The 20,687-nt window shown below is 70.3% G+C and carries 23 protein-coding genes; 8 read left to right on the top strand and 15 right to left on the bottom strand.

Translation table 11 applies throughout. The features are described 5' to 3' along the window. The 5 genes from BM339_RS50760 to BM339_RS22965 form a co-directional block, all read right to left on the bottom strand. Window positions 1-207 carry a hypothetical protein gene (locus BM339_RS50760; RefSeq protein WP_218163737.1) on the bottom strand — a complete coding sequence of 69 codons (207 nt, stop codon included), beginning with the start codon at window positions 205-207 and terminating at the stop codon, window positions 1-3. Further along, window positions 204-1,247, bottom strand: a complete 1,044-nt coding sequence (locus tag BM339_RS22950) for a 4-oxalomesaconate tautomerase (RefSeq protein ID WP_021595078.1) — start codon at window positions 1,245-1,247, stop codon at window positions 204-206. Before BM339_RS22950 ends, BM339_RS50760 begins: the two co-directional genes overlap by 4 nt. After that, window positions 1,244-1,942, bottom strand: a complete 699-nt coding sequence (locus tag BM339_RS22955; RefSeq protein WP_021595077.1) for a 4-carboxy-4-hydroxy-2-oxoadipate aldolase/oxaloacetate decarboxylase — start codon at window positions 1,940-1,942, stop codon at window positions 1,244-1,246. Before BM339_RS22955 ends, BM339_RS22950 begins: the two co-directional genes overlap by 4 nt. Further along, window positions 1,939-2,679: a PIG-L deacetylase family protein gene (locus BM339_RS22960; protein WP_024935403.1), complete on the bottom strand. Its 741-nt coding sequence runs from the start codon at window positions 2,677-2,679 to the stop codon at window positions 1,939-1,941. Before BM339_RS22960 ends, BM339_RS22955 begins: the two co-directional genes overlap by 4 nt. Before the next feature lie 133 nt (window positions 2,680-2,812). Beyond that, entirely contained in the window at window positions 2,813-4,021 is a 1,209-nt protein-coding gene (locus BM339_RS22965; protein ID WP_075022158.1) for a YncE family protein, read from the bottom strand. Window positions 4,022-4,161: 140 nt separating this feature from the next. Here BM339_RS22965 and BM339_RS22970 point away from each other — a divergent pair, with 140 nt between their 5' ends. Continuing rightward, window positions 4,162-4,845 (top strand): TetR/AcrR family transcriptional regulator, encoded by a 684-nt coding sequence (locus tag BM339_RS22970; protein WP_021595074.1) that lies wholly within the window; start codon window positions 4,162-4,164, stop codon window positions 4,843-4,845. Here BM339_RS22970 and BM339_RS22975 read toward each other — a convergent pair. The 5 genes from BM339_RS22975 to BM339_RS22995 form a co-directional block, all read right to left on the bottom strand. Beyond that, window positions 4,772-5,617 carry a VOC family protein gene (locus tag BM339_RS22975; RefSeq protein WP_021595073.1) on the bottom strand — a complete coding sequence of 282 codons (846 nt, stop codon included), beginning with the start codon at window positions 5,615-5,617 and terminating at the stop codon, window positions 4,772-4,774. The two genes, BM339_RS22970 and BM339_RS22975, sit on opposite strands and share 74 nt — an antisense overlap. Before the next feature lie 98 nt (window positions 5,618-5,715). Next, window positions 5,716-6,270, bottom strand: a complete 555-nt coding sequence (locus tag BM339_RS22980) for a hypothetical protein (RefSeq protein ID WP_075022159.1) — start codon at window positions 6,268-6,270, stop codon at window positions 5,716-5,718. A gap of 7 nt (window positions 6,271-6,277) precedes the next feature. Beyond that, complete coding sequence (locus BM339_RS22985; protein ID WP_021595071.1) at window positions 6,278-7,525, bottom strand: alpha/beta hydrolase; 1,248 nt, start codon at window positions 7,523-7,525, stop codon at window positions 6,278-6,280. Between the two features lie 133 nt (window positions 7,526-7,658). Then, window positions 7,659-8,918 (bottom strand): TIGR02679 family protein, encoded by a 1,260-nt coding sequence (locus BM339_RS22990; protein ID WP_256255422.1) that lies wholly within the window; start codon window positions 8,916-8,918, stop codon window positions 7,659-7,661. After that, window positions 8,915-10,408, bottom strand: coding sequence for an SbcC/MukB-like Walker B domain-containing protein (locus BM339_RS22995; protein WP_075022160.1), 1,494 nt, complete (start codon window positions 10,406-10,408; stop codon window positions 8,915-8,917). The genes BM339_RS22990 and BM339_RS22995 overlap by 4 nt, the downstream gene beginning before the upstream one ends. A gap of 113 nt (window positions 10,409-10,521) precedes the next feature. On the opposite strand from BM339_RS22995, the gene pglX reads away from it, so the two are divergent. After that, window positions 10,522-11,940 (top strand): BREX-2 system adenine-specific DNA-methyltransferase PglX, encoded by a 1,419-nt coding sequence (gene pglX / locus BM339_RS23000; RefSeq protein WP_143118559.1) that lies wholly within the window; start codon window positions 10,522-10,524, stop codon window positions 11,938-11,940. A gap of 14 nt (window positions 11,941-11,954) precedes the next feature. Here pglX and BM339_RS23005 read toward each other — a convergent pair whose 3' ends face one another. The 3 genes from BM339_RS23005 to BM339_RS23015 are packed head-to-tail and all read right to left on the bottom strand — an operon-like array spanning window position 11,955 to window position 12,663. Then, entirely contained in the window at window positions 11,955-12,155 is a 201-nt protein-coding gene (locus BM339_RS23005) for a hypothetical protein (protein WP_075022162.1), read from the bottom strand. Continuing rightward, window positions 12,152-12,466, bottom strand: coding sequence for a hypothetical protein (locus BM339_RS23010; RefSeq protein WP_075022163.1), 315 nt, complete (start codon window positions 12,464-12,466; stop codon window positions 12,152-12,154). Before BM339_RS23010 ends, BM339_RS23005 begins: the two co-directional genes overlap by 4 nt. Beyond that, window positions 12,463-12,663 carry a hypothetical protein gene (locus BM339_RS23015; protein ID WP_143118561.1) on the bottom strand — a complete coding sequence of 67 codons (201 nt, stop codon included), beginning with the start codon at window positions 12,661-12,663 and terminating at the stop codon, window positions 12,463-12,465. The genes BM339_RS23010 and BM339_RS23015 overlap by 4 nt, the downstream gene beginning before the upstream one ends. A 328-nt stretch (window positions 12,664-12,991) precedes the next feature. Here BM339_RS23015 and BM339_RS23020 point away from each other — a divergent pair, with 328 nt between their 5' ends. Further along, window positions 12,992-13,666 carry a DUF5753 domain-containing protein gene (locus tag BM339_RS23020; protein WP_075022164.1) on the top strand — a complete coding sequence of 225 codons (675 nt, stop codon included), beginning with the start codon at window positions 12,992-12,994 and terminating at the stop codon, window positions 13,664-13,666. Beyond that, the gene (locus tag BM339_RS23025; RefSeq protein ID WP_021595060.1) at window positions 13,663-13,866 is read left to right on the top strand and encodes a DUF397 domain-containing protein; all 204 of its coding nucleotides are present in this window, start codon (window positions 13,663-13,665) and stop codon (window positions 13,864-13,866) included. The genes BM339_RS23020 and BM339_RS23025 overlap by 4 nt, the downstream gene beginning before the upstream one ends. Before the next feature lie 488 nt (window positions 13,867-14,354). On the opposite strand, the gene BM339_RS23030 is transcribed toward BM339_RS23025, so the two are convergent. Continuing rightward, window positions 14,355-15,683, bottom strand: coding sequence for a helix-turn-helix domain-containing protein (locus BM339_RS23030; protein WP_218163728.1), 1,329 nt, complete (start codon window positions 15,681-15,683; stop codon window positions 14,355-14,357). Between the two features lie 252 nt (window positions 15,684-15,935). On the opposite strand from BM339_RS23030, the gene BM339_RS23035 reads away from it, so the two are divergent. The 4 genes from BM339_RS23035 (at window position 15,936) to BM339_RS23050 (ending at window position 19,715) form a co-directional block, all read left to right on the top strand. Then, window positions 15,936-16,187 carry a DUF397 domain-containing protein gene (locus BM339_RS23035; protein WP_075022264.1) on the top strand — a complete coding sequence of 84 codons (252 nt, stop codon included), beginning with the start codon at window positions 15,936-15,938 and terminating at the stop codon, window positions 16,185-16,187. 118 nt (window positions 16,188-16,305) lie between these two features. After that, entirely contained in the window at window positions 16,306-16,719 is a 414-nt protein-coding gene (locus BM339_RS23040; protein WP_083597840.1) for a hypothetical protein, read from the top strand. Further along, the gene (locus tag BM339_RS23045; RefSeq protein WP_075022166.1) at window positions 16,716-19,112 is read left to right on the top strand and encodes an NB-ARC domain-containing protein; all 2,397 of its coding nucleotides are present in this window, start codon (window positions 16,716-16,718) and stop codon (window positions 19,110-19,112) included. Before BM339_RS23040 ends, BM339_RS23045 begins: the two co-directional genes overlap by 4 nt. A gap of 24 nt (window positions 19,113-19,136) precedes the next feature. After that, window positions 19,137-19,715 carry a DEAD/DEAH box helicase gene (locus BM339_RS23050; protein ID WP_337959926.1) on the top strand — a complete coding sequence of 193 codons (579 nt, stop codon included), beginning with the start codon at window positions 19,137-19,139 and terminating at the stop codon, window positions 19,713-19,715. A 6-nt stretch (window positions 19,716-19,721) separates the two neighbouring features. Here the strand turns inward: BM339_RS23050 and BM339_RS23055 are convergent, their stop codons facing one another. Beyond that, window positions 19,722-20,660: a helix-turn-helix domain-containing protein gene (locus BM339_RS23055; RefSeq protein ID WP_177287758.1), complete on the bottom strand. Its 939-nt coding sequence runs from the start codon at window positions 20,658-20,660 to the stop codon at window positions 19,722-19,724. Window positions 20,661-20,687 lie beyond the last annotated feature (27 nt).

A 20,687-nucleotide genomic window follows, 5' to 3' on the forward strand; every position in this document is an offset into this window, starting at 1 on the left:
CTACGGATACTCGACCGGCGGAGTTCCATGGGTGTGGAAGGACTCGCTGGTCTTCAGCCCCCACGCCTGGCCCTCGGCGCGCTCGGCCTGCCAGCTCAGGCCGGCGCCTCGTACCACTCCGACTCCCGGTAGAGCTCCAGCTCGTGGCCGTCCGGGTCGCAGCGGCTCGACATGGCTCAGCTGCGCGATCTCGTGCTTGATGGTCACCGGGACCTCCGGGGGAAGACGGTTCCGTCGAAGAGCCTGCGGGCCGTCCGGACGATCCCGGCCCGGCGGACGGCGGTGCCGTCGAGCTCGACCGTCACGTCCAGCCGCCCGGTGGGGTGCTCGATGCCGAGAGGCGCCCCGTTCGGCGGCGGCTCGGCGAGGTCGTGGCCCACCGCGCCGTCGATCAGCACCGCGGTGGCGACGGTGACGGCGCCGAGCACGCCGATCGAGGTGTGCATCTCCAGCGGGATGAACGTGCGGGTGCTGATCAGCCCGCCGTCGCGGGGCGGCGCGACGAGCGTCGTCTTCGGCACCGAGGACCGGCCGACGTCGCCGAGCCCCATCCGCTCGCCGGCCTTGAGCCGGAGCGACCGCACCCGGTCGCGCAGGTGCGACAGGTCGCTCTCGTACCCGGTGGCGCCGAACGAGGACGCGGCGGCGACCACCACCGGCATCCCGTTGTCGACGCAGGTGACCTCGATACCGTCGATCACATCGCGGGGACGGCCGGTGGGAAGCAGCGCCCCGCAGGACGATCCTTCCGTCCCCGCGAAGTCCAGATCGATCCGCGCGGCGGTGCCGGGCACGCCGGAGATCGCGGTGTCCCCGTCGTAGTCCACGGTGCCGCCGGGGGTGGGGAACGTCGCGGTCGCCACGCTGCCGGAGTTGAGCATCCGGATGCGGACGCCCGTCCGGTCCGGGCCCGCCGCGACCAGGCCGCGCTCGACGGCGAACGGCCCCACGCCCGCGAGCAGGTTCCCGCAGTTCTGCCGGTCGGAGACGGTCGCCTCCGCCACGCCGAGCTGCAGGAACAGGTAGTCGACGTCGGCGTCCGCGGCGGCGGACGGGGACACGATCGCGACCTTGCTGGTCAGCGGGTGCGCCCCGCCGATCCCGTCGATCTGCCGGGCGTCCGGGCTGCCCATGATCCGCAGCAGCAGGTCGTCGCGCTCGGCGGCGCCGGGCGGCAGGTCGGCGGCCAGGAAGTAGGCCCCCTTGGACGTGCCGCCCCGCATCAGCATGCAGCGGACACCGCTCATGAGGTGCCGTGCTCGCCGTACTCGACGTACTCGATGCCCATCCCGGCGAGCCGGTCGCGGAGCCCGTACCGGTCGATCCCCAGCTCGCCCTTCTGGAACGCCGCCCTGGTCGCGGCCTCCTTCTCCTCGCGCGCCCGCGCGGCGGTCACCGCGTCCGCGACGGACTCGCGCGGGACGCACATCACCCCGTCGTCGTCGGCGAGGACCGCGTCGCCCGGCCGGATCACCTGCCCGCCGATCGTCACCGGGACGTTGACCGCCCCCGGCGTGGCCTTCACCGTCCCCTGCGCGCTGACGGCCGCCGACCACACGGGGAAGCCCATCGCGTGCAGCTCCGCGACGTCCCGCACGCCCGCGTCGATGACCAGCCCCCGCACGCCCCGGTACTGCAGCGCGGTCGCGAACAGCTCGCCGAACATCCCGTCGGTGGACGGCGACGTGGTCGTCACCACCAGCACGTCCCCGGGGCGGCACTGCTCGACCGCGACATGGATCATCAGGTTGTCGCCCGGCCACGACAGCACCGTCACAGCCGTCCCGGCGATCCGCGAGCCGAGGTGGACCGGGCGGATCGACGGGCCGAGGTAGCCCGTCCGCCCGGTCGCCTCGTGGACGGTCGCCACGCCGTACCCGGCCAGCGCGTCCACGGACGCGGCCTCGGCGCGCGGGGGGTTCGTGACGACGACCGTCCTCACGCCAGCTCCCCCGTCGTCTGCGGGTACACCCGGACGTACGCCTCGGCGCGCGTGTCGTGCGGCAGCCCGAGGTTCGGCCCCGCGTTGCGCTTCAGCTGGACGCCGCGCCGCTTGGCGAGGTCGGTGTAGTAGTCCCACATGTGCTGCTGCGCGGGCAGGCACTCCATCGCCTTGCGCTTGCGGTCGAACACCGGCGTGATGTCCAGGAGCACGTCGGGCTTGAAGTCGCACTGCTCCGGCTGGTGCGGCTCGAAGAAGAACACCGGCGGCGCCCCGAGCGGCTCGCCCGGCGCCTCGTAACCGATCGCCTGGGCGAGCACCCGGGCCTGCAACGCCATCCGCGCCGCCGCCGGATGGTCGCCGTTGTAGGGGTCGGCCAGCGTGTGCGTCAGGACGACCGCCGGCTCGAACTCGCGGTATACCCGGACGAGGCGGTCGACCAGCTCGGGCGTCTCGCGCAGGGGGTAGTCGCCGGCGTCCAGGAACTCGATCTCGGCGCCCAGCTCCGCCGCCGCGGCCTCCGCCTCGCCGCGCCGCAGCTCCTTGATCTCCGCCAGGCCCTTGCCCTCCCGCCACGCGCGGGCGGACTCGCCGCGCTCGCCGTAGCTCAGGCAGACCACCTTCGCGCGGTCGCCGCGCGCCGTGGCCAGGGCGATCGCGCCGGCGGCGCGCCACACGAAGTCGCCCGCGTGGGCGCTGACGACGAGGAGAGGACTGGAGGGGGCACTAGTACTCATGCCCCCCACCCTCAGCCTTGTAACCCAAATTGTCAACAATCCTGCGTACATTAGCGGCGCCCGTGCGGGCGCACGCAAAGGTCACCGCGCGGCCCGGCGGGGGAGGCGGGCCGCGCGGTGACTGGTCCCGGGCTCAGCCCCTGGCGGGGTCGAGCGAGGCGACGGCTTCGGCGGTGAGCTTCGCGGCCCGCTCCCGCTGCGGGAACCGGCCGACGTCGATGCGGGCGACCTCCCGGGCCGTCCGGTAGTCGACGACGGAGACCTGGTCCTCCTCGGCGAGGGAGACGAAGCAGTCCCGGCCGTTCGGGCTGGTCTGCGTCCAGTACGGCAGCGCGTCCGTCGGGTAGTGGACGGTCCCGTCCGTCGTCAGGCCCGGACGGGAGACGATCGAGACGTAGTCGTCGATGGTCCCCGCCACGCACAGCTTGGACTCGTCGGGGTTCATGGCCATGCCGTGGTGCGCGGAGTTCTGCGGATAGTCGTCCGGCTTCATCTGGGCGGCCTTGTCACTGAACGGCATCCGCACCGTCCGGGTGATCCGGCCGGCGGTCAGGTCGTACTCGACGAACCCGTTGAGGTAGGACAGCTGCGCGTACATCGTCCGGTTGTCGCGGGTGAACGCGGCCGGGCGGATCCCGTACTCGAAGGTGTAGGTGCGCAGCGGCCGGAACGTCGACGCGTCGACCGCGGTGACGGCCTTCGACCCCTTCAGCCCGTTGAGGAACTTCGGCAGCGACGTGACGCCGATGCTGGAGTTGTAGACGATCCTCCCGTCCGGCGAGTAGTCGTTGGCGTGCGGGTAGGTGCCGGTGGCGAAGGTCGTCTCCAGCTCGCCGGTGGCGGTGTCGATGACCTCGGCCTTGCTCGCCGTGGTGGCGGAGACGATGAACCGCGTCCCGTCCGGCGACAGCGCGGCGTGGTCGGCCTTGAAGCCCTCGGTCTTGCGCCGCCACAGCATCCGCTTCGAGGCGATGTCGAACGCGACGGCGTCCGACAGGGCGCCCCGGGAGACGTAGATGGTGCTGCCGTCCGGGGAGACGGCCATGTCGTCGACGAGCTTGCGGTAGCCCTGCGCGGCGTTGACGGTCTCGTACCCGATGCGCTCCACCGGCGTCATGGCGTCCAGGCGTTCCTGGAGGTCGGGGACGACGTTGATGGAGCCGAGGTTGGCGTAGGTAGCGGTGTCGATGAAGCTGACGGTGCCGCCCTGGCCGTTGCCGACGGCCATCACGTCCCGGAGCGGGCCGGCCGCCCGCGCGGGGATGGCACCGGTGATCGCCGTCATCGCGAGGACGGCGGCGGCCAGCAGCGCGGTACCACGTCGGAGACTTCGGGAAGGCATCGTGTCCTCCAGGAGGGGGTGGGTCTCCGGTGTGAAAATGGTCGTGTTCGAACCCTGGTTACTGGACAGTAAGGCAGGGTGATGTGCCGCACAAGACCCCATTTGCGGGAAAATGCCGTCCAGCAAGCGGAGGGAGCGACGTGGCGGGCAGGCGCGCGACACCGACCGGCAGGTACGGCGGCCGGTCCGCCGCCGAGCGCCGCGCCGAGCGCCGCCGCCGGTTCCTGGACGCCGGCCTGGAGATGTTCGGCCGCGGCCCCGGCTACCGGGGCACCACGGTCGCGGCGCTCAGCGAGGCGGCCGGGCTGTCCACCCGCCAGTTCTACGAGGAGTTCCGCACCCTGGAGGACCTCCTCGCCGACCTGCACCTCGAAGTGAACGACGCCGCCGAGCGCGACGTCGTCGCCGCGCTCCCGTCCGTCGAGGGCCTCGCACTGGCCGAGCGCACCGCCCGCCTCTTCCGCGCCTACGCCGCCGGCATCACCGCCGACCGCGCCCGGATCCGCATCGCCTTCGTCGAGATCGTCGGCGTCAGCCCCCGGATGGACCGCCAGCGCCTCACCCGGCGCGCCCGCTGGGTCGACTTCATCTGCGCCGAGGCGGCAGCCGCCGCCGGCCGCGGCGAGATCGCCGACCGCGACTACCGGATCGCCGCCACCGCCTTCATCGGCAGCATCAACGGCCTCCTGCACGACTGGAGCGCCGGCTGGGTCGACGCCACCCTCGACGAGGTCATCGACGAACTCGTCCTCATGCTCCTCGGCCGCCTCCGCGCCCCGGATCGTCCGGCGGGATCGACGGACGGCGGCCGGGCGCCGGGGTGAAGAGCCCCAGGCGGGCGCCGGTCGGGTCGATGAGGACGGAGAAGCGGCCCGGACCGACCTCGGTCGGCGGGAGGAGGACCCGGGCGCCGAGATCGACGGCCTTCTCCGTGGCGGCGACGGGGTCGGTCACCCAGAAGTAGGGGATCCAGTGGGCGGTGAAGTCCGGCGGGAAGCGGTCGTCGAGCTTGACCATGCCGCCCAGGGACCAGTCGCCGACCCTCCAGTTGGTGTAGGGGGCGCCGCCGGCCAGGTACTGGCGCTCGACCGCGTCCCATCCGAAGACCTTGCCGTAGAAGTGCCGCGCCTCCTCGATGTCCTCGCAGGCCAGCTCCACCCAGCACCGGGCGGACGGCTCGTCGGCCACGCCCGCGCCCACCGACCGGTCGAACGGCAGCCACAGCGCGAACTCGGCGCCCTGGGAGTCCATGCACACCGCGAAGCGGCCCAGATGCGCGACGTCCGAGGGCTCCACCAGCACCCGCCCGCCCTCGGCCTCCACCACGGCGAGGCTGGCGTCGATGTCGTCGCTGCGGAAGAAGCAGGTCCAGGACGGGGGCTGGGTGTCGTCGGCGAGCTCCTGCATCCCGGCGACCTCCGGCCCGCCGATGTCGGCGAGGGTGAACATGAGGTAGTCGTTCCGCCCCGGGATGGCCAGCTCGTAGACGTACCAGCCGAACAGCCCGCAGTAGAACCGCCTGGACGCCTCCAGGTCCGGGGTGCCCAGATCGGTCCACGCCGGGAAGCCGGGAGGGATGGCGGTCACCTCGGGCATCGCCGGTCCCGCATAGCTCGCATGACGTCCACGCTAGGGACGCCCGCGCCATCGACGGTTTCCGGAATGGCCAAGATCGCCCCAACATTTCGGACAGGTCAGACACTCACCACCGTCTGGAGGAGGCCCCAGACGAAATGGGCGACGTAGGTGGTCCCGTCCGGTGCGGTGAGGGTCGCGTGCCAGCGGCTCGGCGCGTCGCCGTCCTGGTGCGCCACCGCACCGAACCGCTCGTCGACGTCACCGACCACGCAGGACCACGGGACGAGGTCGTCGACGGTCTCCAGCCGCGGCACCGGGGCGCCCTCGTCCCGGACGAGCCATTCGTGCACGACCGTCCCGTCCGGGGCCATGAGAATCTCGAAGCGCAGGCCCGGCCAGAGCGGAAACGGCGGCCACCGCGCCACGTCGCAGACGACGTCCCCGATCCGGCGCTCCGCGACGGTCGCGGGCCCGAGGACCGCCTCGTAGCGGCGGCGCCCGCGGGGGAACGTCCGGGACCGGACGATGCGCTGCCAGCGCGCGTTGATCTCGCGCATCTCGGTGCGGTCGGCGCCGAGCGAGCGCATCGCGTCCTCGACGAGCTCCGGCTGGTAGTCGGCCATCCGGCGGAGCAGCACGAGCTGGAACTCCCGCCGCGCGAAGCCCTTCACCGCGGGGTCAGGACCTGCCGGCGCCGATGGTCTTGGCGATGGCGGGCCAGCTGCGCCGCAGCTCGACGCGCCAGTACTTCCAGTTGTGCATCCCCGGCCCGTACAGGTGCGAAGTGACGGGGACGCCCGCCCGCTTGGCGGCGGCGACGAAGTTCTCGTTCATGGTGCCGGCGAGCTGCTCGCCGATCCGCCCCGCGTCGTGCGGCGGCGTGTCGGGCTTGTCGTAGGGGCCGGGCTGGCCGTTGCCGGACGAGACGTAGACGCCGACGCCCTTCAGCCTGGCCACGTTCACGGTCGCGTCGTGCGCCCGCCAGTTCGCCCGCGCGGTGATCGGGTCGCCCCAGATGGCGGTGCCCGCCTCGCGGTTCATCGACGTCAGGATGAGCGGCATGCCGGGGGCGGTGATGTTCAGGGCGCCGCTGTAGGACGCGGCGTACTTGAAGATGCGGTGCCGCTCGGCGTAGGTGATCGCGCCCTGCCCGCCGGACGACAGGCCGATCGCGGCGCGCACCGACCCGGCGTGGAAGTTGCGCTCCATCAGCGGGATGACCTCGCGGATGTGGAAGGTCTCCCACTCGGGGATGCCGCCCTTGCCGCCGTTGTACCAGTTGGTATAGGAGCCGTTCCAGCCGCCCTCGGGCATCACGACCATCGCGTTGTACGGCCCGACGACCTGCTCGATGTTGGAGTCCTTCGTCCACGACGTGTAGTTGTTGTTGCCGCCGTGGTACGCGTACACGACCGGCCACGTCTTGGTGGTGCTGGACTTCCAGCTCTTCGGCACCATCACGCGGGTCTTGACCTGCGCGCCCAGCGCGGGCGAGGCGATCGTCACGTCGAAGATCCGCGAGGCGACCTTCTTGACGCCGGTGATGGTGGCGCCGTCGGGCGCCTTGGCGTACTTGCCCGACCCGGCGCCGGGCGGCATGTGCGGCTTCTTGCCGTGGCTGCCCGTGTTCGAGTCGGGGTCGGTGGGGCTAGGCGACCCGCCGCCGGTGCCGAACGGGTTGCCGTTCAGCGGGACGTTCGGCAGCTTCGGGGCCTTCGGCGACGTCGTCGGCGACGCCGGGCCGGGCGCGGACGGCTGCGTGGCGGGCCCGAACGACGGGATGGGCTTGGCGTTCCCGGAAGCCTCCGACCTGCCCTTCGGCACGCCGACCCCGGCCTGCGCGAGCCCGACCATGATGGTCGGCAGCAGCACGGCCGCCGCCGCGGTGCCCGCGATGGCGATCTTCCTGTCGGTACGCTTCTTCATGGCTCCCCAGCTGTCCGGGCCGCCCCAGGCCCGCCGCTCCGCTCGCCCGACGAAACTACTGTCCCCGCCGCCACACCCGCAAGTATTAACACCAAATGCAATAAACGCGAGATATACCGCCCACAGCGCCACTTCACCCTGGCGGGATATCACCCGCAGAATGCGCGGCTCCACGAATTGCTCCGGAGAGGTCGTCCAGCAGCGTCTCGGCCACCATCTCCTCCAAGACCGCGGCGCCTCGGTCTCTCAGCTCGCGGGCCAGCCGGGCATCCCACGGGGCATCGCTGATCCGCCCAGAGTCCGGGAGAGCGCCGTCGACCTCGTCCAGAGCAGCGAGATAGTCGCGCGACGACATGCGCCAGGGTCGTGCCCCGGTCCTGGCCATGACGTAAGCGGCGATACGGAGGCCCTCACCGTCGAAGTCACCGTGGTGGTGCAAGGTCGCACCCGCGCCACCGAGCGCGCGCAGCAGCCGCATGGCGGCGCTGTTCGGCCAGCCCGACGAGCACACCAGCGGTGGGCAGCGGTCACCGAACCGCCGCACCGCCAGGGCGACGACCGTGGGATTCTCGGTCACCCACACATCGGGAGCCTCCACACGGGGATCCTGCGAGTCGCGCAATTGCTGGAGCGTCACGACGGAGGCGTGCCCCGCATCCGCCCACATCCGCAGCGTCCGCGCGAGGACACCGTCGCCCGCCGGCCGGAGCCCTGCGACGAGGACGGTCGTGGAAAGGGCGTCGCACTCCACCCCCGAGCGTTCCCACAGGGCCCTGCGTTCCTGGGCGTCGCGCGGCGGCTCGACGCCAAAGCGGAATGATTGAGCGCGCTGAACGAGTCTGGAGAGGCGCTTGCCGTCGTCCAGCGCATGCGAGTCACCGAACAAGCCGGTCGCGAAGACCTGGAGCGGCGTGCCGTCCGACGGCAGGGCGGCCAGCACCTTGAGCGCACGTTCGAGAAGGTCGCGCGTGGACGCCACAGACCCGCCGACGAGGCCCTGACGTCGCACCTCCTCGACCCATCCGGACAATGCCGGCTCTCCGGTGACCACCGGATGCCCTGCGAACCAGTCCCACAGGGCGCCGCGTTCGCGTTCCCGTTCCCGCCTGTCACGCGCCCGGTCACCGATCGGTCCGCAGATCGCCTCCGTGAGGGCCCGCGCATCGGACCCGGTGAGTTCATGCAGGACGGTGTCCAAGCGGGTCAGGGAGAGCGTCACCGTGGACGGCGGATAGCGGTCCATCCCGAGCAGGTCGGCCACGGCCGCCCGCTGGTCGCGGTCCAGCCCTTGGACCGTGATACGGCTGACCGCGGTTCCTGTGGAGAAGCGCTTGTGCAGGGTTGCCCACAAAGGCTTCAGATCCGCGGCGCGGAGCCGTTCCGGAATGTTCACCAGGAGACGCCCTCCTCGTCCACGGGTACGGTCCGGTGGCCGTCCCAGATGAACCGCGCCGTCGTCACGGCGTTGTCGCCATCGCCGTCCGCACCGGTGACGAGTTGGTGGATGGCGATGCCGTCGAGTTCCCGGTAGTCGCACCACTCGTGGTCGGACGTCAGCACCATGTCGAGTTCGAGATTCACCAGCAGGTCGAAGACCTGGCCGCGGTTGGCGGTGTCCACACCGACGAACACCTCGTCCAGCAGGATGAAGCGCGGACAGTGTGGATCGGTCTGGTAGTGGGCGGCGACAGCGGCGAAGAGCGGCAGGTGCAGCGCGATCGCCTTCTCCCCACCGGACAGCGCGCCGTGCAGCTTGCGGGTGAGGTCCTGCCAGCCCTTGCCGTCCCCGCGTTCGAGCCGGACGGTGAACCGGTGCCAGGCGGTGTAGTCGAGGACCTCCATGAGCTGCTCCTCCCAGCTCGCCGCGGTGTTCGCCGCCCGCGCCTCCTCCACCCGGTCCCGGAAGAACCGGTAGAGCGCCTCCCGGTCTGCGCCGCCCAGCCGGGCGGGGTCGCGGAGCAGCAGGTCGCGCGCCGCGCGTATCCCGGCGCTCTGCTGCGGATCGACCTGCCAGACCAGCCGCACCGCGACCCGCGAGGCCGTCCGCACCCGCTCCAGGCGGCGGTTCATGCCGTCCACGAGCTCCGTCGCCTGCCGGATGCGGTCTGCGAGGTGCCTGCGCGTGTCACCGGCGAGCGTCCGGTCGAACAGGCCGCGCTCCTTGTCGGTGATGTCCTGGCGCCGCCGGTCGCGTTCCGCGCGCAGGGCGGTGTTCAGCTCGGCCGCGCCGACGCGCACCCCGTTCATGGTCGCCGTGAGCACCTGGACGTCCTCGTCCGGTGCGAGTTCCAGGTCCGCCTGATCGGCGAGGACATCACGCGCGCGGTGCATCGCCTCGGACAGATGGTGCTCGGCCTCCCGGACGTTCCTCGGCTCGTACGGCGTGCGGGTCGGCAGCGAAGCGGCGACCGAACGCGCGCCCTCCAGGGTGGCCTTCACACCCCCGTCCGGGTCGAGCCGCACATCGAGCGCGGCATCGTCGGCCAGGTGGCCGGTGACCAGATGCCGGAACCGGGCCGCGGCCTGGTCCCGGGCGGCGACCGCGTCGTCCCGTGCCCTCTCCGCGACCTCGACGGCCTCCTCCAGTCGGCCGATGCGCTTCTCGAGTTCGAGCAGGGCGCTGCGGAGCGTCCCGCACCGGGTCTCGCACTCGTCGGCCTCGGCCCTGGCCTTCCGCAGATTCTCCAGCACCTGCCGATGCTCGACGCCGATCGAGTCATCGATGGCCTCGAGCTTCTCCCTCATCTCGGCGGCCTCGTCGGCGGCGTCCTGGGCGCGGTCCGCGGATTCGGCCGCGGTCGCCTCGTAGTCGCCGGCCGTTCGCGCCGCGGCGGCGGCGCGCGCTTCGGCGGAGCGGAGCGTCTCGCAGTGCTGGAGCCACACGTGCCCGTTCTCCCGGAAGTCGCGAACCGCGCCGGCCAGTGCGTCCAGCGCCGGTTCGCCGACCGGCAGGCCGTTCTCGGCGCCGAGCGCGGTGAGCGCGCGTAGCGCGGCGGATGCGGCCGACTCGCGTCCGCGCAGCCGCTCCTCGGCACGTTTCAGCTCGTCGCCGCGCTGGGCGACCGCGCTTTCATGAATTCACTGGCACAAAGCTGGCAAATTTTCCGCTCCCACTAGGGCATGCCGAGCGAATCAGTTCAGCACTTAATTCCCTCGCACAAGAACGTCGAAAAAGCACACCTGAACACCTTGCCAACAAAGAGATCCTACACGCCGATCTACTAAGAAGGTCACGCGAGAGGTGGTCATCTCTCCATCGAAAGATGGTCGCCCTTCAAGAAGAACTGGATTGGGAAGTATATCGACTCTATGGGCTCCTCACCGAGGAGGAGGCGGCTGAACTGGCCGCTGATCCAAAGTCAGTGCCTGGGATCGAGTTGGGTGAGCGGGCCTTCGAGATCGTCTTGGCGCGGAAGATGGCTGCCGGCGAAGTCGAGACGCAATGGTTTGCACGGCATGGATCTATGCCGACCACGAAGGTTCCGGAGCACTGGCCAGAGGAGTATCGCCGTGTAATCGAGAAGCGCATTGAGACGATCGAGAAGCTCCCGCAAAGCATTGGCCTGATCGAGCGACCGGAATACAAACGTCGATGGGCGTCCGAATCCTGGGAGAAACAGGAGAAAGATGCTCTTCGGAACTGGTTGCTCGACCGGAGTGAGGACCGGGGGTTGTGGTTCTCTTCGGATGAGAGCGGCACAGACCGGCCGAGGATGATGACGGTAGGGCGGTTGGCTGACCGGCTTCAAGATGACGCGGACTTCGTGTCGGTCGCGCGGCTGTATGCGGGTGAGGAAGTTGAGCTGATCGACGCCCTGGAAGAAATCCTGGATGCTGAGCATGTGCCGTTCATTCCGGCACTGCGCTACAAAGACTCTGGGCTGCGTAAGCGGACGCAGTGGGAAGAGACGTGGCGGTTGCAGCGGCTGGAAGACAAGACCGGGGAACGGCTCGATATCAAGGTTCCGCCTAAGTACACGAGCGCGGACTTCGTCAAGAACTCGTACTGGCGGAATCGGGGGAAGCTCGATGTTCCCAAGGAGCGGTTCATCTCGTACCCGGGGGCTAGCCCGGATGGGGACAAGACGCTGCTTCTTGGGTGGGCAGGTTGGGATCACGCGGAGCAGGCTCATGCGCTTGTGACGCTCATTGAGGAGCGGACCACTCGGGATGGGTGGGAGCTTGAGCGGCTTATGCCGTTGCTGGCTGGGCTGGACGAAGTGATGCCCTGGGTTAAGCAGTGGTATAGCGAGGTGGATCCGGAGACCGGGTTGAGCCCGGCCGTCGCCTACGAGGGCTACCTCCAGCAGCAGGTGGAGCGGTACCCCGGCCTGTCTCGGGATGAACTCGCCAAGTGGCGGCCTCCGAAGAAGGGCCGGGGGCGCGGTCCGGGCAAGAAGAAGGCGGATGAGTAGGCGGCCGGCCAGGCTCAACAGTTCGATATCTCCTGGAGCCGCTGGCGGAGGACGAAGGCGTCTGTTGCCCTGATGAACAGGTCGTCGCCTCGGACTGCCATCCAGATCGGGCGTTCCGGGTCGGCGATGATGCCGAAGGTCGGGAACTCTCGCCTCAGTTCGGCAAGGTGCGCGGCCGGGTCGTGTCGCCATGCTCCGTCGTCGGTGGCCTTCACGCGGAGGCTCCCAGGTAGCCCTTGATCATCACCAAGGCGTCGGTGATGCGCTCGGACTCGGCTATGGGCTGCTGCCACGAGGTGAAGAACCAGTACCGGCCCTCGTCCTTGTCGTGCGGGCGGCGGATGATCGTGTCGCCAGAGATCCCCTCAGCGCCGCAGAAACTCCGCGCCGTGGAGGTCGTGTTGCGGACGACCAACCCCCCGGCCACGTAGTCGACCGTGAAACCGTGCGCCTTGAGATGCATCCCCAGGGCCTTCAGCCTGACGTACGACTCGACGGCCGGGGACTCGTGCTCGGGGACACTCACGGCCACCTCCTCGTGGACTCCGCAAGGGCGATCCGCTCGTACAAGCGCGTCTGGGCGTCGCAGAGCAGCCACAACTCGCCTTCGTCCCGGGCCTGCACCTCGGGAAGGCAGCCGTTGAGGACCTGGTAGTGGCTCAGCTCGGCGAGTCGCCGCGCCACGAAGCCGTCGCGCGATCGCGCACCGCGCCAATCGGGCATTAAGGAAATTCGCGCCATCGCAAAATCGTTCGATACCGACCTCTTGGACATCCCGAGGACCTCACTTTCTGTCGTTTCGCTGAAAAGCTTGCAAACAGCCTCCCTGTCCGGGTAAAAGTGCGGTAGTGACCGTTCCACACCGACGGTCAAGTCGAGCCAAGATCAACTCAACCATGCTCCCCAGGTTGACCCCCGGAGGCTTTTCATGGGTGAAAATCGAGCGCGCATCTTCTTCGGCACCGAACTCCGCGGAAAGCGCGAAGAGGCTGAACTCACGGGCAAGCAACTAGCGGATGCGCTCGGCTGCACACCCCAATGAATCAGCACCATGGAGAGCGGGCGCAAGGTGTCCGAGCAAAGCGCTCACGACCTCGACACCTTCTTCAAAACGGACGGCATTTTCTACCGCCTATGGAAGCTCGCTGGTGACATCGAGATCGAGCCCATTCTCCCCCCTGGCTTCACCGAGTACAACGCGCGCGAGAAAAAGGCCGATTCGATCCACGTCTACAACGCACTCCTGCTCAGCGGACTCTTCCAGACCGAGGACTACGCCCGCTCGATCTTCCGCGACGTCGAGGAATCCGTAGCGGAGGAACTGATTCAGAAACGCATGGAACGACGTGAGATCATGACCGGACAGAACGCACCTCGAATCTGGCTCACTCTCGACGAGAGCGTGCTACACCGTGTGATCGGGAGTCGGGACATCACGCGAAACCAGTTCGCCTACCTGCTGGAGTGCGGCCGCCGTTCCAACGTCATGCTCAACGTGGTTCCATGGAGCGCTGGCTACCACGCTGGCCTTGCGGGAAGCTTCACCATCCTGGGTTTCAACGACGGCACGAACATCGCATACACCGAGTCGGCAGGTGAAGGCATGCTCTTCGAGAAGCCTACGCGTGTGACGAGCTATGTCGTACGGTACGAGTTGCTGAAGGCTTACGCGCTGCCCATAGAGGAGTCGCGAGCCTTGATATCGACAGTGATGGAGAGTCTATGAGTGACATCACACACGTCCAGTGGCGCAAGAGCAGCCGTAGCGCTCACGAGGGCGGTGAATGCGTCGAGGTGGCGGATCTGGCTACCGTGGTGGGGGTACGGGACTCCAAGGATCCCCATGGGCCGAATCTGACCTTCAGTAGCGCAGCCTGGGCCGCCTTCACTAGCGACGTCAAGAGCAGCCAGCACGACCTGGCCTGACGCCCTCTGCGCTTACACCCCAGAGCCCTCGGCCACCTCTCGGCCGGGGGTTCGTCGCTTTCAAGATCTGCTCGGTGATGACTGGCCTGCCCCCATAATCACGGCGTTTGAATCCCACCCATCCCGTCAACGGATGGTCGCCTCATACCCGCCCCACCACACCTGGGACTGCGAGCGTTCCGCCCGGCACGGCCCCGGTGTGCGTTAACGCCCTGCGCCTCATCCGGCTGTCCAACTCCCACTGCCCCTCAGCGTCAAGATTCACTCGGGTGCGGTCGTGTTCGCGTGTCCCTGCATACCGCCTCGGCCAGCGGATGCTTGTCCTGGCAAGCGAGTTGCCGCAGCGCGTGGACGTGTGCACCTTGGTCAGCGCCATCGCACACAGCGGATGCCTCACCTCGGTCTGGATCCCGGCCATGAACGGGGAGCCGGTTAGACGTGGGCCCTCCGCCAGGCAGCAGGCTAGGAAACGCGGTTGGCTGACAGCCTTACCGTGCCCTGGTGTCCGGCCGCACGATCGCGGCCAGTTCGCGGGCGCCGTGTACCCGCGGATGCCGTTGCACCATCTGCACCGCCATCCGGCGGATGGCGGGTCGTCCCGCCATTTCCGCCGGTGCTTGGGCGTGCGCGGCCAGCAGCCGCTGAGTCGCCTGTTCCGGGCGACCGCGTAGCCATTCCGCGCGGGCCATGTCGGTGTGCAGCCGGGCTCTGCGCTCGGGGGTCGGGAACATTCCCGGGCGCAGGTCCCGGCCCGCCGCAAGAGCCTCACCCGCGTCACCGAGCGCCCAGCGCACCCCGACCTTGTAGAGGGAGACCTGCGCACGGTCGATGGGGAAACGGGCCGACAGCGCCCATCCAGGGGGCTGCTGCTCAGGGAGGCGGATCACGGCCTGCCAGGCGTCCTCGATCATCTCAAGCGCTCGGTCGCGGTCGTCGGCGAGCGCCGCGTTGTAGGCGGACGTCGCCAGCATCTGCGCGTACGTTCGGGCCTGCGCAGGGTCGGCGAGTCCGGCACGGGCGACCCGCGCGGCCGCCTGCAGGGTGAGTTGCTCGGCGAGCTGGTGCTGCCCTTCGTGCCGCAGCACGATTCCCCGGGTGCGTGCGGCCGCGGCCATCGCGACCGGGTCCTCGGATCGGTCGGCGTGCAGCGCGGCCCAGTCCGCCGCGGTGTGGGCCTGCCGGTTCGCGCCGACCTTGTTGAGCGCTTCGGCCGCCAGGTCGTAGCAGGCGCCGGCGAGAACGAACCCGGCGGAGTCCTGCGTCTCGCCTGCGGCGTGACCTGCGGTCGCGAGGAGCTCGGGCAGCTCGGACAGCAGCCGGTTCAGCTCACCGGCGTGCCACAACCGCCGGGCCTGCATCAGTTGCCGCATGATCTGCTGCCGGTTCAACGGCAGCGCGGGCGGGGACGCCGCCGCCAGCACCTTGTCCATCGGGACCAAGGCCGACAGCGGAACGGCCAGTCCGGCGGCGACGAATGAGCGACGGCGCATGGGGTCCTCCAGTGCCGCAGTGGCCACATTAGTGACCACCGTAACCGCAGAAGCCTCTGCAAGCCCGAGAAGCTCGGCTAACACGCTGGGTGGAATCTCCAGCGCGCCGACGATCAGCCGTAACTTCGCCATATCGGTGATGGCGGTACGGCTGGTCTCCAATCGCGACACCGTCGACCGGGAGAACCCGGCGGCCTTCCCCAGCTCCTGCTGGCTCCAGCCGCGACGCTCGCGCGCCAGCCGGATCAAAGCGCCGAGATCGTGGGCATCGATCAGCGCCCGCACCATGGCCGAGCGCCAGAACCGGTCTGATTTGACGGGCACCATCACAGGCTCCCCGGGGACACGCCTCGCTCGGCACGGTACGTGACCACGCTTGAGCTGCCCAGAGGAATGTGCACCATCTGCACACTTGCGCGGCCTGCGCACGTCGGCCGCCCAGCCGTGCCGACCGGCGATCCAATGGCCCTGAACCACTCTCCGCCGCCGTTCCGGCGGTCTACCGACCCGGTCACGCGGACGACGGTGCGGCAGTGGGTCCTCCTCACGCGCGTACAAGAAAGGCAGGTTCTGATCCCCATGTCCACCCTGGACCCAGCAGGCCGACTCGGCAGAACTGAACGCCCTGCTCCTCTAACGGCCTGGCGTAAGAGCCGCCGGTCCATGAGCGGCAACGATTGCGTCGAAGTGGCCGTCCTGGACCCGGCCGGCCACACCATCGGGATCCGCGACAGCAAGAACGCCACGGGGCCCATCATCGCCGTCCCCCTTCCGCACTGGCATGCCCTGCTCGGCTACATCAGACAGGGCAACGACGACCTCACCGTCTAGGGGGTCACGTTCCAGTCGTGATGCACCGCCTGGAACGGGCCCCATCGGGACGGACCGGAATGACCATGCCGCTCTGTCCATTAGCGGAGACGGCGGAGCTTCGGGGCACCATGGGTTCATGACGGCTCGGACAAGGATCGTTGCAGGGCTGGCCACCGGTTTATGCGGCCTGGTCACGGTGGGCTTGGTCGTCCTGGTCGTCGCGGTGGACCTGGATACCGCCGACAAGACCGCGAGCGTCGTCGGGGCGCTCGCCGGGCTGGCAGGGACGGCCGTGTCCGTCTACGTGCTGTCCCGGACGCCCGAGGACGGCTCCTCCGTCGAGGCGTCGGGAGCACGGTCGGTCGCGGCGGGCGGCGGCATCGGACGCGCCGTCACCGGTGACCGCGTCCAAACCGGCCCCGCCCCGGCACCGCGGGCGAGCCCGGGATCCGCAGGACCAGCGGGTCCCGTCCGGGCGAGCGGTGACGGCAGCGTCGCGGCGGGCGGCGACATCCACGAGGCCGTCACCGGCGACGAGACCCGGCCATGACCCGCGGGCGCGGCCGACGACGGCAGGGCACCGGCGCCGACCCGGGAGTCCAGGCCATCGGCGGCAAGTCCGTAGCGGCCGGCGGGGACATCGGCGTGGCGGTCACCGGTGACAACAGCGGAGTGACCGTCCAGCTGCCCGCGCCCGAACCAGCCGTCCCCCGGCAGCTCCCGCCGGCGCCCGCCGACTTCACCGGCCGCGGAGCCGAGCTGCGCGACCTGCTGGCGCAGTGCTCCGACGAGACGGCGAACCGTCCACCCGTGGTGATCTCCGGGCTGGCGGGGGTCGGCAAGTCGGCGCTCGCGCTGCGTCTCGCGCACGACCTCGCCGCCCGTTTTCCGGACGGGCAGCTCAACGGCGCGATGCGTGCTCAGGACGGAGCCCTCACGTCGGAACTGGTGCTCCCCGGGTTCCTGCGCGCGCTGGGCAAGTCCCCGGGCGACGTCCCGGCGGACCCGGCCGAGCAGGCGGCGTCGTTCCGCTCCCTCCTGGCCGGTCGCCGGGTCCTGGTGATCCTGGACGACGTCACCTCCGAAAGCCAGGTACGACCGCTGCTGCCGGGCGGAACGTCCAGCCTGGTCATCGTCACCAGCCGGAACCCGCTGCCCGCGCTGGCCGGGGCCGCCGTCTGCCACCTCGGGCTCCTCGACCCGGAGGAGAGCCTCGAACTGCTCGGCGCGATCGGCGGGACCGCCCGGGTGGCCGCGGATCCGGCGGCGGCCCAGCGGATCGTGGAGGCGTGCGGGCGGCTGCCGCTGGCGATGCGCATCGCCGCCGCGCAGCTGCGGGCCCGCACCGACTGGACGCCCGGCCACCTCGCCGAGCGGCTCTCGGACGTCCGCAGCCGGCTGAGCAGGCTGCGGATCCACGACCTGGACGTCCGCACCTCCTTCGAGCTGTCCTACCGGGACCTGCCCGCCGACGCCGCCCGGCTGTTCCGCCAGCTGGCGGCGACTCCCGGCCCGACGTTCGGGACGGACCTGGCCGCCGCGCTGATGGGCATATCCGCGGCCGACGCCGACGATCTCCTCGGCCGGCTCCTGCTGGACCGGCTCATCGAGTCCGCCGACGAGCCCGGCCGCTACCGCACGCACGACCTGATGCGGCTCCTGGCCATCGAACTGGCCCCCAAGCACGGCGACGACGACCCGGCGCTGGAGGCGATGTTCACCTGGCATCGGGACAAGATGAACATGGTGCTGCGAAGCCTGTTCCCCGGCGCCGTAGCCGGGATGTCCGGCGCTCCCTCCTCGCCGCCGCCGCTGCCGGCGGAGTCCCGGGCCTGGCTGGACGCCGAAGAGGACGCCCTCATCGGCCTGCTCGGCTACAGCGACCATCGCGGTTTCGACCCCTACACGGTATCGATGGCCTACGCGGTCACCGTCATCGCCGAGTCCCGCGCCATGTGGGCCGTCTGGGAGAAGGCGTGCGAGTTCGGCCTGGCGGCGGCCCGGCGCCTGGACGACCGCAACGACCAGGCTCTGCTGCTGGAACGGCTCGGCGACTACCGCGTCTTCAGGGAGTCCGACGGAGACGCGGCGACCGCGGCCTTCACCCAGGCCGCGGAACTCGTGGATGCCGCCGAGGCGCCGGGCCTGGCCTGCAACATCCACTACCGGCTCGCCCAGATGTACCGGCTGAGCGGCCGTCCGGACGACGCCGAACGGGAGATCGCGGCTGCCCAGGCCATCGGCGCCGCCATGGACGACCCGATCGCCGGGCAGGTCGCCGACCAGTTCCACGCTGAGGCGCTGGTGGATCGTGGCCGGTACAGAGAGGCGATCGACCTGCTCTCCCCCATGACCACGGTGTGGGAGAACCTTCCGTCGCTCCAGGAGGTGCCGCTGCTCACACTGCTCGCCAAGGCTCTGACCGGCGCCGGCCGCCACGCCGACGCGGCCGAGCGGCTCGAACGCTGCCGGACGCTGTGCCGGAACGACGAGGTACGCGCCCACGCCCCCAGAACGCTGCTGATGCTCGGCCAGGCATACCGTGCCCTCGACCGCGACGCCGATGCCCAGGACGCCTGGGAGGAAGGACTTCTCCTGTTCGAGAAGACCCAGCACGTCTTCAACCCCGGCATGGCCGGACGCCTCGCGTACGAGCTGGCCGACCTCTGCTCCCGGCGGGAGGAGCACGCCGCAGCCGACGAGTACTTCGCGCTGGCAGCGGAATGCTTCGGCCACGCGGACCAGCCGTTCAACCGGTCCGGTGCCCTCGACCGCCAGGCCCGGGAGAAACTCGCCCTGGACGACCCCGAAGCCGCCACCGCCATCTGGCGGACCGCCCTCGCCGGGCTCCACGACACCGGCGACGAAGCCCACGCCGAGGAGAGCCGCCGGTTGATCAAGATCGAACTCGCGGCGGTGGCCAGGAACCGCAGGCGCCGCTGAACACGCGCCCGAGGTTGAGGGCGGTTGAGCGGGTTGCTCCCGCTGCTGACACGGATGGCGGCGGAGTCGTGGGCCGCGCCGCCCCTGCTGTATCTGGCGCCGCTCAAGGCGTTGCTCAACAACCTTTTGCCGCGACTGGAGACGGAATCACTGGAATCCATGCTGGTCAGCACGAAGGTCGATCAGCGCCGCTGGTTCTCCGGGCTGCGGGCCGTGGTGGTGGACGAGGTTCACGCGTTCGCCGGCGACGACCGGGGCTGGCACCTGCTGGCCGTCCTGGAGCGGCTGGCGCGGCTCACCGGCCGCCCAGTCCAGCGCGTCGGCCTGTCCGCGACCGTCGGGAACCCGGACGCACTGCTGCGCTGGCTGCAAGGCTCGTCCCGCCGCCCCGGCCAGGTCATCGCGCCGGGCGTGAACCTGCCCGCCCGCCCGGACCCGCACCCGGTCTTCACGGACGGCCCCGGGCCCGCGCCGGATGGGGAGGTACAACTCGACCACGTCGGATCGGTCGCCAAGCGGCTCGCGGAGGCGACGCTTTCCGCACGGCTGGCCGACCTGCCTGGTGCCGAGATCGTCCTCGGCGAGCCCTGTCGCCTGCTCTGAGCAATCTCAGGGGTCGAGGTGGTGGGTGTAGAGGGCGCCGGCTTGGAAGCGGGTGCGGGCGCCTAGGCGGTCGCAGAGGTCGCGGACGCGGCGCTGGACGGTGCGGGTGCTGATGGAGAGGCGGCGCGCTATGGCGTCGTCGGTGAGGCCCGCGGCGAGGAGGGTGAGGACGGCGTCGTCCGGGGCGTCCTCACCGGGGAGCGGGAGGGCGCCGCGCCACAGGGCCTCGAAGAGGGAGACCAGGGCGTCCAGCAGGGCCGAGGGGTGGACGATGAGGGAGCTGTCGACCGAGCTGGCGTGCTCGGAGGTCAGCGGGAGCATCGCGGTGCGGCCGTCGGCGATGGCCAGCTTGATCGGGACGGCGCCGAGGCGGGCCTGCTCGCCGGAGGCGACGGCGCGGCGGACGCGGTCGAGCGCTCCGGGCTCGCCGAACGCCTCGGGGCCGTAGATGCCGCGCACCCGGATGCCGCGGCGCATCGTGCGTTCCTGCTCCTCGCTGGAGATCGTGACGTCGGTGGCGAACGGCGGGTGGACCAGGACGATCAGCTCCTCGCGGGCGCCCTGGAGGAGCTGCAGGTAGCGGCGGGCCACGGCGGCCCGGCCGCTGACGACCTCGACGAGCTCCTCCGGGTGCGGGGCGGCCTCGGCGAGGAGGGGGCCGATGGCGGCGCGGGTGCGGGCTATCTCCTCCTGGCGGCTCGCGACCAGGGCCTCCACGGCGACGTGGGGCGGGGTGGCCAGGAGGCGGAGCGGGCGGCCGGCCAGGCGGGTCACGAGCCCGAGCTCCTCCAGGCGCGGCAGGAGGCGGCGCACGGCGGCGGCCGACGTGCCGAGGCGCGCGGCGAGGCCGGCGAGGGTGGACGGGCCCTCGCGGAGCAGGCCGCGGTAGGCCGTCTCCTCGGCGGCGGTGACGCCGAGTCCCTCCAGCAACGGCGAATCGGACACGTCCCAAATGTAGAGGTCTTCCGTCCG

The organism is Actinomadura madurae, from assembly GCF_900115095.1.
GTDB classification, from domain to species: Bacteria; Actinomycetota; Actinomycetes; order Streptosporangiales; family Streptosporangiaceae; genus Spirillospora; species Spirillospora madurae.

Coding starts and splice junctions, on each gene's coding strand:
- BM339_RS22950 (WP_021595078.1), bottom strand. CDS start 1,247: ATGAGCGGTGTCCGCTGCATGCTGATGCGGGGCGGCACGTCCAAGGGG.
- BM339_RS22960 (WP_024935403.1), bottom strand. CDS start 2,679: ATGAGTACTAGTGCCCCCTCCAGTCCTCTCCTCGTCGTCAGCGCCCAC.
- BM339_RS22965 (WP_075022158.1), bottom strand. CDS start 4,021: ATGCCTTCCCGAAGTCTCCGACGTGGTACCGCGCTGCTGGCCGCCGCC.
- BM339_RS22975 (WP_021595073.1), bottom strand. CDS start 5,617: ATGCCCGAGGTGACCGCCATCCCTCCCGGCTTCCCGGCGTGGACCGAT.
- BM339_RS22985 (WP_021595071.1), bottom strand. CDS start 7,525: ATGAAGAAGCGTACCGACAGGAAGATCGCCATCGCGGGCACCGCGGCG.
- pglX (WP_143118559.1), top strand. CDS start 10,522: ATGCGGCCGACTCGCGTCCGCGCAGCCGCTCCTCGGCACGTTTCAGCT.
- BM339_RS23015 (WP_143118561.1), bottom strand. CDS start 12,663: ATGCCCGATTGGCGCGGTGCGCGATCGCGCGACGGCTTCGTGGCGCGG.
- BM339_RS23020 (WP_075022164.1), top strand. CDS start 12,992: ATGGAGAGCGGGCGCAAGGTGTCCGAGCAAAGCGCTCACGACCTCGAC.
- BM339_RS23025 (WP_021595060.1), top strand. CDS start 13,663: ATGAGTGACATCACACACGTCCAGTGGCGCAAGAGCAGCCGTAGCGCT.
- BM339_RS23030 (WP_218163728.1), bottom strand. CDS start 15,683: ATGGTGCCCGTCAAATCAGACCGGTTCTGGCGCTCGGCCATGGTGCGG.
- BM339_RS23035 (WP_075022264.1), top strand. CDS start 15,936: ATGTCCACCCTGGACCCAGCAGGCCGACTCGGCAGAACTGAACGCCCT.
- BM339_RS23040 (WP_083597840.1), top strand. CDS start 16,306: ATGACGGCTCGGACAAGGATCGTTGCAGGGCTGGCCACCGGTTTATGC.
- BM339_RS23045 (WP_075022166.1), top strand. CDS start 16,716: ATGACCCGCGGGCGCGGCCGACGACGGCAGGGCACCGGCGCCGACCCG.